Here is a 14,301-nt window from a genome sequence, read left to right as displayed (position 1 = left end):
ACCCCGCCAATGAACGGATCCCATGACAGCGCGCTTCGTACACCTGCATCTGCATACCGAGTTCTCCCTGATCGATGGGGTGGTCCGCATCGCCCCGCTGATGGAGGCCTGCCGGGAGATGGGCATGCCGGCGGTGGCCATCACCGATCAGGGCAATCTCTTCGGCATGGTGAAGTTCTATCAGGCGGCGCTGGCGGCGGGGATCAAGCCGATCATCGGCGCGGATATCCGCATCGCCGACAGCGGTGCGCCGGAGGGCCACTACCGGGCGACACTGCTGTGCGCCGACGATGAGGGCTATGGCTCGCTGACCCGGCTGCTCACCGAGAGCTATCTCCATGGGCAGGAGACCGGAATCCCCCTGGTGGACCGCCAGTGGCTGGCGCAGTGGAATGAGGGGCTGATCGTGCTCTCCGGCGCCGGTTCGGGGGACGTGGGCCACGCCCTGGTGGCCGGTCATGGGGCGGAGGCCCGGGAGCGCCTGGCCTTCTGGGAGCGGCAATTCCCCGGGCGCTATTACCTGGAGCTCCAACGCACCGGTCGTCCCGGAGACGAGGCCCATGTCCACGCCGCGGTCGCGCTGGCCGCCGAGACGGGGACGCCCGTGGTGGCGACCAATGACGTCCGCTTCCTGGCCCGCGGGGACTTCGACGCCCATGAGGCACGGGTCTGTATCCACGATGGTCGGACGCTCGATGACAAGCGCCGGCCCCGCCGCTACAGCCCGGAACAGTACCTGCGCAGCCCCGAGGAGATGGCCGAGCAGTTCTCGGACATCCCGGAGGCCCTGGAAAACACCCTGGAGATCGCCCGGCGCTGCAATCTGAGTCTGACCCTGGGGCAGAATGTGCTGCCCGACTTTCCCGTGCCCGCGGGCATGGGCATCGACGAATACCTGGCCGCCGAGGCGCGTCGCGGCCTCGAGCGTCGCCTCGAGCGCATCATCACCGCCGACACCTTGGACCCGGGCGCCATCCGCGAGCACTACGAGCAGCGGCTGGATCACGAGCTGGGCGTGATCGAGCAGATGGGTTTCCCGGGCTACTTCCTCATCGTTGCCGATTTCATCCGCTGGGCCAAGGAGAACGGCATCCCGGTGGGACCGGGACGGGGCTCCGGTGCCGGCTCGTTGGTGGCTTATTCCCTGGATATAACCGACCTCGACCCGCTGCGTTACGACCTTCTCTTCGAGCGCTTTCTGAACCCTGAGCGGGTATCCATGCCGGACTTCGACGTGGACTTCTGCATGGAGCGCCGCGACGAGGTCATCGATTACGTGGCGGAGAAATACGGTCGCGACAAGGTCTCGCAGATCGCCACCCACGGCACCATGGCGGCGCGGGCGGTGGTGCGCGACGTGGGCCGCGTCCTCGGCCATCCCTACGGCTATGTCGACCGAATCGCCAAGCTGGTGCCCTTCGAGCTGGGCATGACCCTGGATAAGGCCCTGGAGCAGGAAGAAGAGCTCCGCGAGCTCTACCAGCGCGACGAGGAGGTGCAGACGCTGATCGACATGGCCCGCAAGCTCGAGGGCATGTCCCGCAACGTCGGCAAGCACGCCGGTGGTGTGGTCATCGCCCCCTCGGCGCTCACGGACTTCGCGCCGCTGTACTGTGAGCCCGGCGGCGGCGGGCTCGCTACCCAGTACGACAAGGACGATGTCGAGGCGGTGGGCCTGGTGAAGTTCGACTTCCTGGGGTTGCGTACGCTGACCATCATCGACTGGACGGTGAAGGCGGTGAATGCCATCCGCGCCGAGCGCGGCGAGGCGCCCCTGGACATCGCCGACATCCCCCTCGATGACCCGGCGAGTTTCGACCAGCTCAAGGCCTGCCGGACCACCGCGGTCTTCCAGTTGGAGTCCCGGGGGATGAAGGATCTCATCCGCCGGCTGCAGCCCGACAGCTTCGAGGATATCATCGCCCTGGTGGCGCTGTTCCGGCCCGGGCCGCTGCAGTCGGGCATGGTCGAGGACTTCATCGACCGCAAGCATGGCCGCACCGCGGTGGCCTACCCCACCGCCGAGCTCCATCACGACGACCTTGAGCCCATACTCAAGCCCACCTACGGGGTGATCCTCTACCAGGAGCAGGTCCAGCGTATCGCCCAGGTGCTCGCCGGCTATAGCCTCGGCGGTGCCGATCTGCTGCGCCGGGCCATGGGGAAGAAGAAGCCCGCGGAGATGGCCAAGCAGCGCGAGTTGTTTCTCGCCGGCGCCACCGAGCGGGGGATGTCACGATCCCATGCCGAGGCGATCTTCGACCTGATGGAGAAGTTCGCCGGTTACGGCTTCAATAAGTCCCACTCCGCCGCCTATGCGCTGCTCTCCTATCAGACCGCCTGGTTGAAGACCCACGAGCCGGCCCCGTTCATGGCGGCGGTGCTGTCCTCGGATATGGACAACACCGACAAGGTGGTGACCTTCATCGAGGAGTGCCGCTCCATGGGCCTCGCCGTGGAGCCGCCCGACGTCAACCGCTCGGACTGGATGTTCCGGGCCCGGGACCCGCGGACCATCGTCTACGGGCTCGGGGCCGTGAAGGGGGTGGGCCACTCCGCCATCGAGGCCCTGATCGCCGAGCGCGAGAGCGGCGGCGCATTCCGTGATCTCTTCGACCTGTGCGCCCGGGTGGACCTGCGGCGACTGAACAAACGCGTGCTCGAGGCACTGATCCGCTCGGGCAGCCTGGATAGCATTTGCGAGAACCGGGCCACCGCCATGCACTACCTCCCGGAGGCCCTGCGGGCCGCAGAGCAGACCAGCCGCAACGCGGCCACGGGGCAGGACGACCTGTTCGGCCTGGGTGAGCCCGGCGAGGCGGTGCCGGCGGTCACGCGGCGCCCGTTGCCGGAATGGGAGGAAGGGGAACGCCTCGCTGCGGAGAAGGAGATACTGGGCCTGTATCTCACCGGCCACCCGATCGAGCGGTACGAGTCGGAGATCCAGTCCTTCATCACCGCCCGCCTCAACCAGATCGCCGGTGGTAACGGGCAATCGGCGGTGGAAGGGGGGCGACGGCGCAACGGCGAGGCACGGGTCACGGTGGCCGGGTTGGTGGTGGGTTTGCGGGTGCGTCCGACCCAGACCGGCGGGCGCCTGGCCGCGGTGACCCTGGACGACCGCACCGGACGGCTGGAGGTGGTGGTATTCCCGGAGGCCTTCGAGCGCTTCCGCCATCTGCTGGTCCGGGACGCCCTGGTAGTGGTACAGGGCGAACTGGGCTATGACGAGTTCAGCGATGGCTACCGGGTTTCCGCGGAGACGGTGATGGATATCGGGGAGGCCCGCGAGCGGTTCGCCCGTGGCCTGTTGCTGGCCGTGGATGCCACGGCGGCCGCCAACGGGCTCATCACAGAGCTGCGGGATACCCTTTCGCCGTATCGTGAGGGCCGCTGCCCGGTGGTGTTGGATTACCGGGGTGACGGTGCACGGGCGCTGCTCCGGCTCGGCGAGGATTGGCGGGTGCGGCCTAGTGATGAGTTGCTGCGCCGTCTCGGAACCCTTGCCCGGGACGGCGCTGTGCGAATGGAGTACTGAGTGCACCCGCCGGCCCCGTGTTATAGTCTCGCGCCTGTTACGGCAGTGTTGCGGAACGGCCAGCGATGAGTCTCACCTTCCTCGATTTCGAGCGCCCCATCGCGGAGCTCGAGGCAAAGATCGACGAGCTGCGCTACGTCGGCGACGACGCGGAGCTCAACATCAGCGAGGAGATCGCACGGCTGCAGGCGAAGAGCCGTCAGCTCACCGAGCAGATCTTCTCCAACCTCTCCCCCTGGCAGATCGCCCAGCTGGCCCGCCACCCGCAGCGCCCCTATACCCTCGACTACGTGGAGCGGCTGTTTACGGACTTCGAGGAGCTCCACGGTGACCGCGGCTTCGCTGACGATGCGGCCATCGTCGGTGGCCTCGCCCGCTATCATGGCGAACCGGTGATGGTTATCGGCCAGCAGAAGGGGCGGGACACAAAGGAGAAGATCCGGCGGAACTTCGGCATGCCCAAGCCCGAGGGCTATCGCAAGGCCGAGCGGCTGATGCATATGGCCGAGCGCTTCTCGCTGCCGGTGCTGACATTCATAGACACCCCCGGTGCCTATCCCGGTGTGGATGCCGAGGAGCGCGGCCAGAGTGAGGCCATCGCCTGCAATCTTCAGGTGATGTCGCGCCTGCGTACCCCCATCCTCTGCACCGTGATCGGCGAGGGCGGCTCCGGTGGTGCGCTGGCCATCGGGGTGGGTGATCGCATCCTGATGCTGCAGTACAGCACCTATTCCGTGATCTCCCCGGAAGGTTGTGCCTCCATCCTCTGGAAGGACTCCGAGCAGGCGCCGGCGGCGGCGGAGGCGATGGGCATCACCGCGGAACGCCTCCATGAGCTCGAGCTGGTGGACGCCCTCGTCGAGGAGCCCCTCGGTGGTGCCCACCGGGACTGGGACGCCACCGCCAATGCCCTGGATGCCATCCTGCAGGAGCAGCTCGCCGCGCTCCGCGAGCCGGACCCGGAGTCGCTGATCGCCGAGCGCTACCAGCGGCTGATGGGGCTGGGTCGTTACCGCGAGTAGGCCGTGACGGCGGCGCCGTGTCCGCAGGCCTTCGATGCGGCGGTGACGGCCCTGGTCGGTGCTGCGCCCCTGGAGCTTGCGGTAAGCGGCGGGCTGGATTCCATGGTACTCCTGGACCTGGCCGCGCGTGCCGGCCGGGCGAGCGGCGTCGTACATGTGGACCACGGGTTGTGCGGCGACAGTGTCGCCTGGGTGCGGCATTGCCGCATGGCAGCGGCGGCCCGGGGGCTCGCGTTCCGCAGCGTGCGCGTCGACCTCGATGCCGGCGCAGACCTTGAGGCGCGGGCCCGCGCCGCGCGCCATGCGGCCTTCCAGCGGCTGCTCCCGGAAGGGGCGGTGCTCGCTACCGCCCACCATGCCGACGATCAGGCGGAGACCGTGCTCCTGCGGCTGCTGCGGGGCAGTGGCGTGGAGGGGCTCGCGGGCATAGCCCCGTGCCGGGATCTCGGGGGCGTGACCCTGGTGCGGCCACTGCTCGGCTGGCCGCGCGCGGCGCTGGCCGCCTATGCCCGGGAATGGGGGCTGGAATGGGTGGAAGACCCGAGCAACGCCTCCGTGGAACCGGACCGGAACTTCCTGCGCCACGAGATCCTGCCTCGGCTCGGGACGCGTTGGCCACAGCTGGGACGGCGGTTCGGCCGCCTCGCGGCCCATGCAAGGGAGACCCGTGAGGTCGGCGACTGGACGGCGACGCAGCTGGGCCTGGGGGCGGGTCCATCGCCGCTTGCAGGGCTCGCCGCGGCACCGCCGGCGGTGGCCGCCGTGGGGCTTCGCGCATGGCTACGACGGGCCGGCCTGCGGCCGCCGCCGGAGGCCCGGCTGCGCCAGGGCCTGCGGGACCTGCTCGCCGCGGGGGGCGACCGTCAGCCGGTGCTCCGCTGGGAGGCCGGAGAGGTCCGCCGGCACGCCGAGCGCCTGTATCGCCTGCCCCCGGGCGTGGCGGCGGCGGTGCCCGATCTGGCCGCCGCCGGCCCCTATCCGCCTCGACCCGCCGGCTGGCTGGAATGGGCTGATGCCGGCCACGGCCGGGGCCTGCCGGAGGGTCTGTGCGCACGGGCCGTTCCGGAGTTCGCCGCCCGCGGCGCCCGGATCCGGTTGCACCGCGGTGGACCCCGGCGGCGGGTCGCGGAGCTCTTCCGGGCGATGGGCCTCGCCCCCTGGGAGCGTTCCTGGTGGCCGGTGCTGCACGTCGACGGGGCGGTGGTGGCGATCCCCGGCGTCGGTATGTCGGTCGAGCACGGTATCCGCGGTGGCCAGCTGCCGTGCTGGCGGCTCTGGCTGCCGGCGGGCTGCGACATCAGCCAGGGCCTGACAATGCTGCTCAAGGATAGTGGCCAATATCCGGAAATATAAAGGATTTCATGGGTTTCCCGGGGTTTTCCGCGTTGTCTGCGCAAGGGGGTTCTGGTAACTTGCCCAGCCATCCCGGCCCCGGCGCGTTGCGGGTTCTTTCCTCCAGGCTTTCGAAGGCTCTATGACGCGATTTATATTCATCACCGGCGGTGTCGTGTCCTCCCTCGGCAAGGGCATCGCGGCGGCATCCCTCGGCAGTGTCCTCCAGGCCCGGGGCCTGTCGGTGACCATGGTCAAGCTCGACCCCTATATCAACGTCGACCCGGGGACCATGAGCCCTTTCCAGCACGGCGAGGTCTACGTCACCGACGACGGGGCGGAGACCGACCTGGATCTGGGACACTACGAGCGCTACCTGCGCACCCGCATGACCCGGAACAACAACTACACCACGGGTCGCATTTACGAGGCGGTGATCCGCAAGGAGCGCCAGGGGGACTATCTCGGCGGCACCGTCCAGGTCATCCCGCATATCACCGACGAGATCAAGCGGAGCATCCAGCAGGGGGCGGATGCCGTCGATGTGGCACTGATCGAGATCGGCGGGACGGTGGGCGACATCGAATCCCTGCCGTTCCTGGAGGCCATCCGGCAGATGGGCTCGGAGCTCGGTCCGCAGCGCTGCCTGTTCGTGCATCTCACCCTGGTGCCCTTCGTCGGGGCCGCCGGGGAGATGAAGACGAAGCCCACCCAGCACTCGGTCAAGGAACTGCGCTCCATCGGCATCCAGCCGGATATCCTGCTCTGTCGCGCTGAGCGCGCCATCCCCGAGGAAGAGCGGCGCAAGATCGCGCTGTTCACCAACGTGGCCTCGGAGGCGGTCATTTCGGTGCTCGACGTGGACAACATCTACAAGGTGCCCGAGGCGCTGCATGAGCAGGGGCTGGACAATATCGTCGCCGAGCGCCTGGGCCTGGAGCTGCCGCCGGCGAACCTAGGCGACTGGCACCGGGTAGTGGAGGCCATGGCCCACCCGGAGGGCGAGGTGACCATCGCCATGGTGGGCAAGTACGTCAATCTCGCCGATGCGTACATGTCGCTGAACGAGGCGCTGCGACACGCCAGCGTTCAGACCCGCAACCGGGTCAACATCCGGTACGTGGACTCCGAGGAGATCGAGCGCGACGGCCCGGCGATGCTGGCCGACGTGGACGCCATCCTCGTCCCCGGCGGTTTCGGCGAGCGCGGCGTGGAGGGCAAGATCACCGCCGCCGGATTCGCGCGGGAGAACGGCATCCCGTTCCTGGGCATTTGCCTGGGCATGCAGGTGGCGGTGATCGAGTTCGCACGCAACGTGGCCGGCCTGGATGGGGCCCACAGCACCGAATTCCTCACCCACCCGCAGCATCCGGTCATCGGGCTGATCACCGAGTGGATGAATGAGGAGGGGCTCACCGAGCTGCGCGACGAGCACTCCGAGCTCGGCGGCACGATGCGGCTCGGGGCCCAGTCGGTGCGCTTGCTGCGGGACTCCCTCGTGCACGGGATCTACGGCAAGGACGTCATCCGCGAGCGCCACCGGCACCGCTACGAGTTCAATAACCGCTACGGGGAGGCACTCGAGGCCGCGGGCATGCAGATCTCCGGATGGTCGGCCCGAAACGAGCTGGTCGAGTGCGTGGAGTTCCCCGCCCACCCCTGGTATCTCGGCTGCCAGTTCCACCCGGAGTTCACCTCCACACCGCGGGACGGGCATCCCCTGTTCACGAGCTTCATCCGCGCCGCGGTGCAGCAGCGCGCGCGCCGCACAACCGAAGTCGCGGAGGCGGGATCATGAGCGAATTCGAGCTGTGTGGGTTCCCTGTAGGCCTGGATCGGCCGCTGTTCCTGATCGCCGGCCCCTGCGTCGTCGAGTCGGAGGCCATGGCCCTGGACAGCGCCGCGGAGCTCAAGGCCATTACCGGGGAGCTGGGCATCCCGTTCATCTACAAGTCCTCATTCGACAAGGCCAATCGGTCCTCGCTGGAAAGCTACCGCGGACCGGGCATGGACGAGGGTCTGCGAATCCTGGCCCGGGTGCGCGAGGAAGTGGGTGTGCCCGTGCTCACCGACGTCCATGAAGATACGCCGCTGGAGGCGGTGGCAGAGGTGGTGGACGTCCTCCAGACCCCGGCCTTCCTGTGCCGCCAGACCAATTTCATCCAGCGGGTGGCGGCCCAGGGGCTGCCGGTGAACATCAAGAAGGGGCAGTTCCTCGCCCCCTGGGAGATGGCCAACGTCGTGGACAAGGCCCGGGCGGCGGGCAATCACCGGATCATGGCCTGCGAGCGCGGCGTCTCGTTTGGCTACAACAACCTCGTCTCCGACATGCGGGCACTCGCGGTGATGCGCGATACCGGGGCCCCGGTGGTATTCGACGCCACCCATTCGGTGCAGCTGCCCGGTGGGCAGGGCAAGGCCTCCGGCGGCCAGCGGGAGTTTGTGCCGGTACTCGCAAGGGCGGCGGTGGCCGCGGGGGTGGCCGGCGTGTTCATGGAGACGCACCCGGATCCGGACCAGGCACTCTCCGATGGGCCGAACGCCTGGCCGCTGGCCCGCATGCGCGAGCTGCTGGCCACGCTCAAGGGCCTCGACGATTGGGTCAAGGCGCAGGGCTTCGCGGAGGCGTCCACCGGCGGCTAGACCAACGGACACGCTAACAGGAGGAAACGGCACGGCATGGCGAATATCAAGGCGATCAAGGCGCGGGAGATCCTGGATTCCCGGGGCAATCCGACGGTGGAGGCGGACGTGCTCCTCGACAGCGGCGCCTTCGGCCGGGCGGCGGTGCCCTCGGGTGCCTCCACCGGGGCGCGTGAGGCGGTGGAGCTGCGCGATGGTGATCCGGCCCGTTACCTGGGCAAGGGCGTCACCCATGCGGTGATGAACGTCAATACCGTCATCCGCGAGGCCCTGGTGGGGATGGATGCCGACGATCAGCGTGGCCTCGATGAGCGGCTCATCGAGCTGGACGGCACCGACAACAAGGGCCGGCTCGGTGCCAATGCCCTGCTCGCCGCGTCCCTTGCCAGCGCCCGGGCCGCCGCGGGCGACCACGAGCGGTCGCTGTACCGCCAGCTCGCCCCCGAGGGCGAGCACGTGCTGCCGGTGCCGATGATGAACATCCTCAACGGCGGTGCCCATGCGGATAACAACGTCGACATCCAGGAGTTCATGGTCATGCCGGTGGGCTTCGAGCGCTTCAGCGAGGCACTGCGTTGCGGCACCGAGATCTTCCATGCCCTGAAGAAGGTGCTCGCCGGCCGCGGCCTGTCCACGGCGGTGGGCGACGAGGGCGGGTTCGCCCCGAATCTGCCTTCCAATGAGGCGGCCATCGAGGTGATCCTGGAGGCGGTGGAGAATGCCGGCTATCGCGCCGGCGACCAGGTCTGGCTCGCCCTGGATGCCGCCAGCTCGGAGTTCTTCGAGGACGGCGTCTATCGCCTCGCCTCCGAGGGCCGATCCTTCTCCGGCGAGGAGTTCGCGGAGGTGCTCGCCGGCTGGGTGGAGCGCTATCCCATCATCTCCATCGAGGACGGCATGTCGGAGGATGACTGGGACGGTTGGGCACGATTGAGCGAGCGCCTCGGTGAGCGCGTGCAGCTGGTGGGCGACGACCTGTTCGTGACCAATACCCGCATCCTCCGCGAGGGCATCGATCGCGGCGTGGCCAACTCCATCCTCATCAAGTTCAACCAGATCGGCACCCTCACCGAAACCCTGGATGCCATCGCCATGGCCGCCGATGCCGGCTATACGGCCGTGGTCTCCCATCGCTCCGGGGAGACCGAGGACACCACCATCGCGGACCTGGCGACGGCGAGTACCGCTACCCAGATCAAGACCGGCTCGCTGTGCCGCTCCGACCGGGTGGCGAAGTACAACCAGCTGCTCCGCATCGAGGAGGAGCTCGGTGAGCAGGCGCGCTACGCAGGCCGCAGGGCCTTCCCCAACCTGAAGGCATTCGGGGCCTGAAGCGATGCTCCGGGTCGCCGCCATCGCCGTGCTCGTCGTGTTGCTGGCGGGACTGCAGTGGCGGCTTTGGTTCGGTGATGGCGGTGTCACCGAGGTGATGCGGCTGGAGCGTGCGGCCGAGGCCCAGCGCGCGGAGAACGAGCGGCTCGAGGCCCGCAATGCCGCCTTGGAGGCCGACGTCGACGACCTCAAGAGCGGCCTGGAGGCGGTGGAGGAACGGGCCCGTCGTGAGCTCGGCATGGTGCGTGAGGGGGAGACCTTCTTCCAGGTGACCGGTGCCAGTGACGAACAGTGAGCGTATCTGGGCGGTGATCCCCGCCGCCGGGCGCGGGGAGCGCTTCGGCGGGGCGGGACCCAAGCAGTACCAGACGCTGGCGGGACGGCCGGTACTGGACTGGAGTGTCCGCGCGATGCTGGCGCTGGAGGGAATCGCCGGCGTGGTCGTTGCCCTGACCCGTGGCGATGCCCGCTGGCGGTCGCTGGCGGTGGCGGCGGATCCGCGTGTGCGCACGTGTATCGGCGGCGCCGAGCGCTCCGATTCCGTGAAGGCCGGCCTCGACGCGTTGCTGGCAGCGGGGGCGGGGCCCGGGGACCGCGTGCTGGTCCATGATGCTGCGCGGCCGGCGGTGAGCGCCAGGGCCGTCCGGCAGCTGGTGGACATCGCCACTGGAAGGGCGGGCGGCCTGCTGGCGGTTGCAGTCTCGGACACCCTGAAACGCGCCCACGAGGGGGTGAGCACGGGCACGGTGGACCGCGCCCACCTCTGGGCCGCACAGACCCCCCAGTGCTTCCCCCTCGGCCGTCTACGGGCGGCGCTGGACAGTGCCCGCAAGCAGGGACACCGGGTCACCGACGAGGCGGCGGCCATGGAGGCCGTGGGCTACCAGCCCGTGCTGGTGCCGGGCGAGGGTGCAAACATCAAGCTCACCCATCCCGAGGACCGGATCCTCTTAGAGGCGGTCCTGCGGGCGCGGGGGGAGGGCGGAGGATGAGCGTTCGAATCGGTCAGGGTGTGGATGCCCATCGCTTCCGTGATGGCGGCCGCCTAGTGCTCGGCGGGGTGGAGATCCCCCATGATCAAGGACTCGAGGCGCACTCCGACGGGGACTGCCTGCTCCACGCCGTCACCGATGCCCTCCTCGGCGCCATCGGCGCGGGTGACCTGGGGCGCCACTTCCCGGACGATGATCCGGCCTTCGCCGGGATCGACAGCCGCAAGCTGCTGCGCCATGCCGTGTCTCTTGCCGCAGAGGCGGGCTGGCAAGCGGTGAACTTGGATGCCACCCTCATCGCCCAGCGCCCCCGGCTCGCCGGCTATTTCGGCCCCATGCGCGAGAACACCGCCGCGGATCTGGGGGTCGATCCGGTAGCCGTGAACATCAAGGCAACCACCACCGAGGGCATGGGCTTTACCGGGCGTGGTGAGGGCATTGCCGCGATGGCGGTGATTCTGGTGGCACGCGAATGACCGCGCCGCCGGTGGATTGCCTCCGTCCGACACCGACGCTGCCCGCCCATGGACCACCGGTGGGGGCGGCCGTGCTCAAGGAGCGGCCAGAGGACTTCCGGGTCACCGAGATACCGCTGGTCGCGCCCGACGGTATGGGTGAGCACCTGCTCCTGGAGATCCGCAAGCGGGATCTGACCACCGCCGAGGCGGGACGGCGGCTGGCGCGCTACCTCGGTTGCCGGGTGCGCGACGTCAGCCACGCCGGCTTAAAGGACCGAAGGGGGGTAACCCGGCAGTGGCTCAGCGTCCACGGCCCGGGCCTCGACGTACCACCGCCCGGGCCGGTGGACGACGCGCTGGAGATCCTGCAGGCGGCGCGCCACCGACGGAAGCTCCGGGTGGGGGCACTGGCCGGGAATCGCTTCACCATTCGGCTGCGGGAGGTGGACGCGGCGGTCGCGGCCGTGGATCGGCGCCTTGCGGTGCTGGCGCGTCGCGGGGTCCCCAACTACTTTGGTGCCCAGCGTTTCGGTCGGCAGGGCGATAACCTGGCCGAGGCGCTGGCCTGGCAACGCGGCGAGGGGCGGCCGCCGCCGCGACAGCTACAGGGGCTACTGCTCTCGGCGGTCCGCGCCGAGGCATTCAACCGGGCGCTTCGGCGGCGCATCGAGCTCGACTGCTGGGATCGCGCCATCGATGGCGATCAGATGATCCTGGACGGCCGTGGCAGCCTGTTCTCCGCCTCGCGGGAGCCGCCGGAGGGCCTGGCGCACCGCCTGGCGCTGCAATCCATCCATCCTACCGGACCACTCGCCGGGACCGGCAGGCCCCTAGTCGACGGCGAGGCGCAGCGCCTCGAGGACGTCGCACTCGCCGGCATGGAGGAGCTGCTGGCGCTTCTCGAGCGGCGCCGGGTGCGTGCGGCGCGACGCGCGCTGCGGTTGCCCGTCGGTGCCATGGGTTGGTGGCGGCCCGGCCCCGGGGAGCTGGAGCTGGGTTTCACCCTATCGCCGGGGGCCTATGCGACCACCGTCCTCGCCGAGTGCTTCGAGTGGCGGGATCCCGCGGTTTAACGCTCCTCCAGATTGGCAGCGAGCTCCGCCATGAGCGCCGCCCGATCCTCCGGTGAGCGCGCGGCGATGGCCCGATCCACCACCTCCCGGGTGAGCTGGGGGGCGAAGGCCTCGATGAAGTCATACATGTAGCCGCGCAGGTAGGTGCCGCGGCGGAAGCCGATGTTGGTGACACTGGGCTCGAAGAGCTCGCGCGCGTCCAGGGCCACCAGGCCGCGATCGCGTTCCGGATCGAAGGCCATGGTGGCCATGATCCCGACGCCGAGGCCCAGGCCCACGTAGGTCTTGATGACCTCCGAATCGGTGGCCGTGAATACCACGTCCGGTTCCAGCCCTTTGTCACTGAAGGCCTGATCCAACTTCGAGCGCCCGGTGAAGCCGAACACATAGGTGACCAAGGGGTAGCGGGCCACCGCTTCCAGGGTCAGGGGATCCTCGGCGCACAGGGGATGGCCCTCGGGCACGATGATGCTGCGGTTCCAGCGGTAGCAGGGCATCATCACCAGGTCCTCGAACAGCTCCAGGGCCTCGGTGGCGATGGCGAAGTCCACGTTCCCCCGGGCCGCCATCTCGGCGATCTGCATGGGCGTGCCCTGGTGCATGTGCAGGCTCACATTGGGATAGCGGGGGCGGAAGGTGTTCACCACCGGTGGCAGGGCGTGGCGGGCCTGGGTATGGGTGGTGGCGATGGACAGGCTCCCCCGGGACTCGTCCACGTGCTCCTGGGCGATGGAGTTAATGTTGCGCACCTCTTGGAGGATGCGTTGCGCGACCTCCAGGATCTCCTCGCCGGCGGGGGTGACATGGCTCAGGTGCTTGCCGCTGCGGGCGAAGATCTGGACACCGAGCTCGTCCTCGAGCATGCGGATCTGTTTGCTGACCCCGGGCTGGGAGGTATACAGGGCCTCGGCAGCGGCCGAGACGTTGAGGCCACGGCGCGCCACCTCGCAAATGTAGCGGAGCTGGTTGAGTTTCATCAGGGGCTCAAGATTAGTTTTCTATATAATTTTATATTCTCTTATTCTTTTTGCAAATAAGTCAAGAGGGTCGGGGCTGGCGTATGAGCCAGGCGAGCGAAAGGCGCGGGGCTACAGCGACCCGGGTCGTGGGGGTAGACCCGGGAGGATTCGGACCCCGGCGCGATCGCCGGGGTCCATGCGGGGCGGTTATTCCTCGCCGGCGAAGAAGCCCAGCAAGTGCAGTAGACTGGTGAACAGGTTGAAGATGGCGACGTAGAGGGTGACCGTCGCCATGATGTAATTGGTCTCGCCGCCGTGGATCATCTCACTGGTCTGATAGAGGATGAGCGCACACATCAGCAGCATGAACGCGGCACTCACCGCCAGCGACAGCGCCGGCATGGAGAAGAAGATCGCCGCCAGCCCGGCGATGAAGGCCACCAGGATCCCGGCGAAGAGGAAACTCCGCAGGAAGCTGAAGTCCTTGCGCGTGGTCAGCGCATAGCCGGACAGACCCAGGAAGATGGCCCCGGTCCCGCCGAGGGCGGTGAGGACCAGCTCCGAGCCGTTGCTGAACATGGTCAGATACGCGCTCAGGACCGGCCCGAGGGTATAGCCCATGAAACCGGTGAGGGCGAAGATGGACGCCAGCCCCCAGACGCTGTTGCGCAGGGCATTGGTCAGGAACAACAGCCCGAAATAGCCGACCAGCACGACGATGAAGTTCAGCGGCGGCGCGTTGGTGACCATTGCCACGCCCGCGGTGACCCCGCTGAACAGCAGCGTCATCGACAGCAGCATATAGGTGTTGCGGATCACCGCGTTGGTCGACAGCGCGGATGTACCGGCCGCCGTGCGGTGAATCGACGCGACGCGGGAGTTCTCGGCCATTGGTGGGTATCCTCCTCGTCCACAGTTCAAGATCGCGGCCAGTATGCCACTGGCGGTACTC

General features: G+C 68.3%; 12 protein-coding genes. 10 read left to right on the top strand and 2 right to left on the bottom strand.

What is annotated here, in order from left to right; genetic code table 11:
* Positions 1-22: 22 nt before the first annotated feature.
* From dnaE to truD, 10 genes are all read left to right on the top strand, one after another.
* Positions 23-3,538 carry a DNA polymerase III subunit alpha gene (gene dnaE, locus ACQ754_RS03505; protein WP_440995598.1) on the top strand — a complete coding sequence of 1,172 codons (3,516 nt, stop codon included), beginning with the start codon at positions 23-25 and terminating at the stop codon, positions 3,536-3,538.
* Positions 3,539-3,603: 65 nt separating this feature from the next.
* Positions 3,604-4,560: an acetyl-CoA carboxylase carboxyltransferase subunit alpha gene (locus ACQ754_RS03500; protein WP_440995597.1), complete on the top strand. Its 957-nt coding sequence runs from the start codon at positions 3,604-3,606 to the stop codon at positions 4,558-4,560.
* Between the two features lie 3 nt (positions 4,561-4,563).
* A complete protein-coding gene (tilS, locus tag ACQ754_RS03495; RefSeq protein ID WP_440995596.1) occupies positions 4,564-5,913 on the top strand; it encodes a tRNA lysidine(34) synthetase TilS in 1,350 nt (449 codons plus the stop codon).
* 121 nt (positions 5,914-6,034) lie between these two features.
* Positions 6,035-7,690, top strand: coding sequence for a CTP synthase (locus ACQ754_RS03490; protein WP_440995595.1), 1,656 nt, complete (start codon positions 6,035-6,037; stop codon positions 7,688-7,690).
* Positions 7,687-8,535, top strand: a complete 849-nt coding sequence (kdsA, locus tag ACQ754_RS03485; RefSeq protein ID WP_440995594.1) for a 3-deoxy-8-phosphooctulonate synthase — start codon at positions 7,687-7,689, stop codon at positions 8,533-8,535. The genes ACQ754_RS03490 and kdsA overlap by 4 nt, the downstream gene beginning before the upstream one ends.
* A gap of 36 nt (positions 8,536-8,571) precedes the next feature.
* Positions 8,572-9,867 carry a phosphopyruvate hydratase gene (eno, locus tag ACQ754_RS03480; protein ID WP_440995593.1) on the top strand — a complete coding sequence of 432 codons (1,296 nt, stop codon included), beginning with the start codon at positions 8,572-8,574 and terminating at the stop codon, positions 9,865-9,867.
* Between the two features lie 4 nt (positions 9,868-9,871).
* A complete protein-coding gene (ftsB, locus tag ACQ754_RS03475) occupies positions 9,872-10,162 on the top strand; it encodes a cell division protein FtsB (protein WP_440995592.1) in 291 nt (96 codons plus the stop codon).
* The gene (ispD, locus tag ACQ754_RS03470) at positions 10,149-10,859 is read left to right on the top strand and encodes a 2-C-methyl-D-erythritol 4-phosphate cytidylyltransferase (RefSeq protein WP_440995591.1); all 711 of its coding nucleotides are present in this window, start codon (positions 10,149-10,151) and stop codon (positions 10,857-10,859) included. Before ftsB ends, ispD begins: the two co-directional genes overlap by 14 nt.
* Positions 10,856-11,335 carry a 2-C-methyl-D-erythritol 2,4-cyclodiphosphate synthase gene (ispF, locus tag ACQ754_RS03465; protein WP_440995590.1) on the top strand — a complete coding sequence of 160 codons (480 nt, stop codon included), beginning with the start codon at positions 10,856-10,858 and terminating at the stop codon, positions 11,333-11,335. The genes ispD and ispF overlap by 4 nt, the downstream gene beginning before the upstream one ends.
* A complete protein-coding gene (truD, locus tag ACQ754_RS03460; RefSeq protein ID WP_440995589.1) occupies positions 11,332-12,390 on the top strand; it encodes a tRNA pseudouridine(13) synthase TruD in 1,059 nt (352 codons plus the stop codon). Before ispF ends, truD begins: the two co-directional genes overlap by 4 nt.
* On the opposite strand, the gene cysB is transcribed toward truD, so the two are convergent.
* Positions 12,387-13,367 (bottom strand): HTH-type transcriptional regulator CysB, encoded by a 981-nt coding sequence (cysB, locus tag ACQ754_RS03455; RefSeq protein ID WP_440995588.1) that lies wholly within the window; start codon positions 13,365-13,367, stop codon positions 12,387-12,389. The two genes, truD and cysB, sit on opposite strands and share 4 nt — an antisense overlap.
* Before the next feature lie 189 nt (positions 13,368-13,556).
* Positions 13,557-14,240: a Bax inhibitor-1/YccA family protein gene (locus ACQ754_RS03450; protein ID WP_440995587.1), complete on the bottom strand. Its 684-nt coding sequence runs from the start codon at positions 14,238-14,240 to the stop codon at positions 13,557-13,559.
* Positions 14,241-14,301 lie beyond the last annotated feature (61 nt).

Source organism: Arhodomonas sp. SL1 (genome assembly GCF_052060015.1).
In the GTDB taxonomy this organism is placed as follows: Bacteria; Pseudomonadota; Gammaproteobacteria; order Nitrococcales; family Nitrococcaceae; genus Arhodomonas.
Note: the sequence above shows the minus strand (reverse complement) of the source record. Positions and strands in the feature narration are given on the sequence as shown.

Excerpts from the sequence above, each read along its gene's own strand:
- dnaE (WP_440995598.1), top strand. The coding sequence starts at position 23 with ATGACAGCGCGCTTCGTACACCTGCATCTGCATACCGAGTTCTCCCTG.
- ACQ754_RS03500 (WP_440995597.1), top strand. The coding sequence starts at position 3,604 with ATGAGTCTCACCTTCCTCGATTTCGAGCGCCCCATCGCGGAGCTCGAG.
- ACQ754_RS03490 (WP_440995595.1), top strand. The coding sequence starts at position 6,035 with ATGACGCGATTTATATTCATCACCGGCGGTGTCGTGTCCTCCCTCGGC.
- kdsA (WP_440995594.1), top strand. The coding sequence starts at position 7,687 with ATGAGCGAATTCGAGCTGTGTGGGTTCCCTGTAGGCCTGGATCGGCCG.
- eno (WP_440995593.1), top strand. The coding sequence starts at position 8,572 with ATGGCGAATATCAAGGCGATCAAGGCGCGGGAGATCCTGGATTCCCGG.
- ftsB (WP_440995592.1), top strand. The coding sequence starts at position 9,872 with ATGCTCCGGGTCGCCGCCATCGCCGTGCTCGTCGTGTTGCTGGCGGGA.
- ispF (WP_440995590.1), top strand. The coding sequence starts at position 10,856 with ATGAGCGTTCGAATCGGTCAGGGTGTGGATGCCCATCGCTTCCGTGAT.
- truD (WP_440995589.1), top strand. The coding sequence starts at position 11,332 with ATGACCGCGCCGCCGGTGGATTGCCTCCGTCCGACACCGACGCTGCCC.
- cysB (WP_440995588.1), bottom strand. The coding sequence starts at position 13,367 with ATGAAACTCAACCAGCTCCGCTACATTTGCGAGGTGGCGCGCCGTGGC.
- ACQ754_RS03450 (WP_440995587.1), bottom strand. The coding sequence starts at position 14,240 with ATGGCCGAGAACTCCCGCGTCGCGTCGATTCACCGCACGGCGGCCGGT.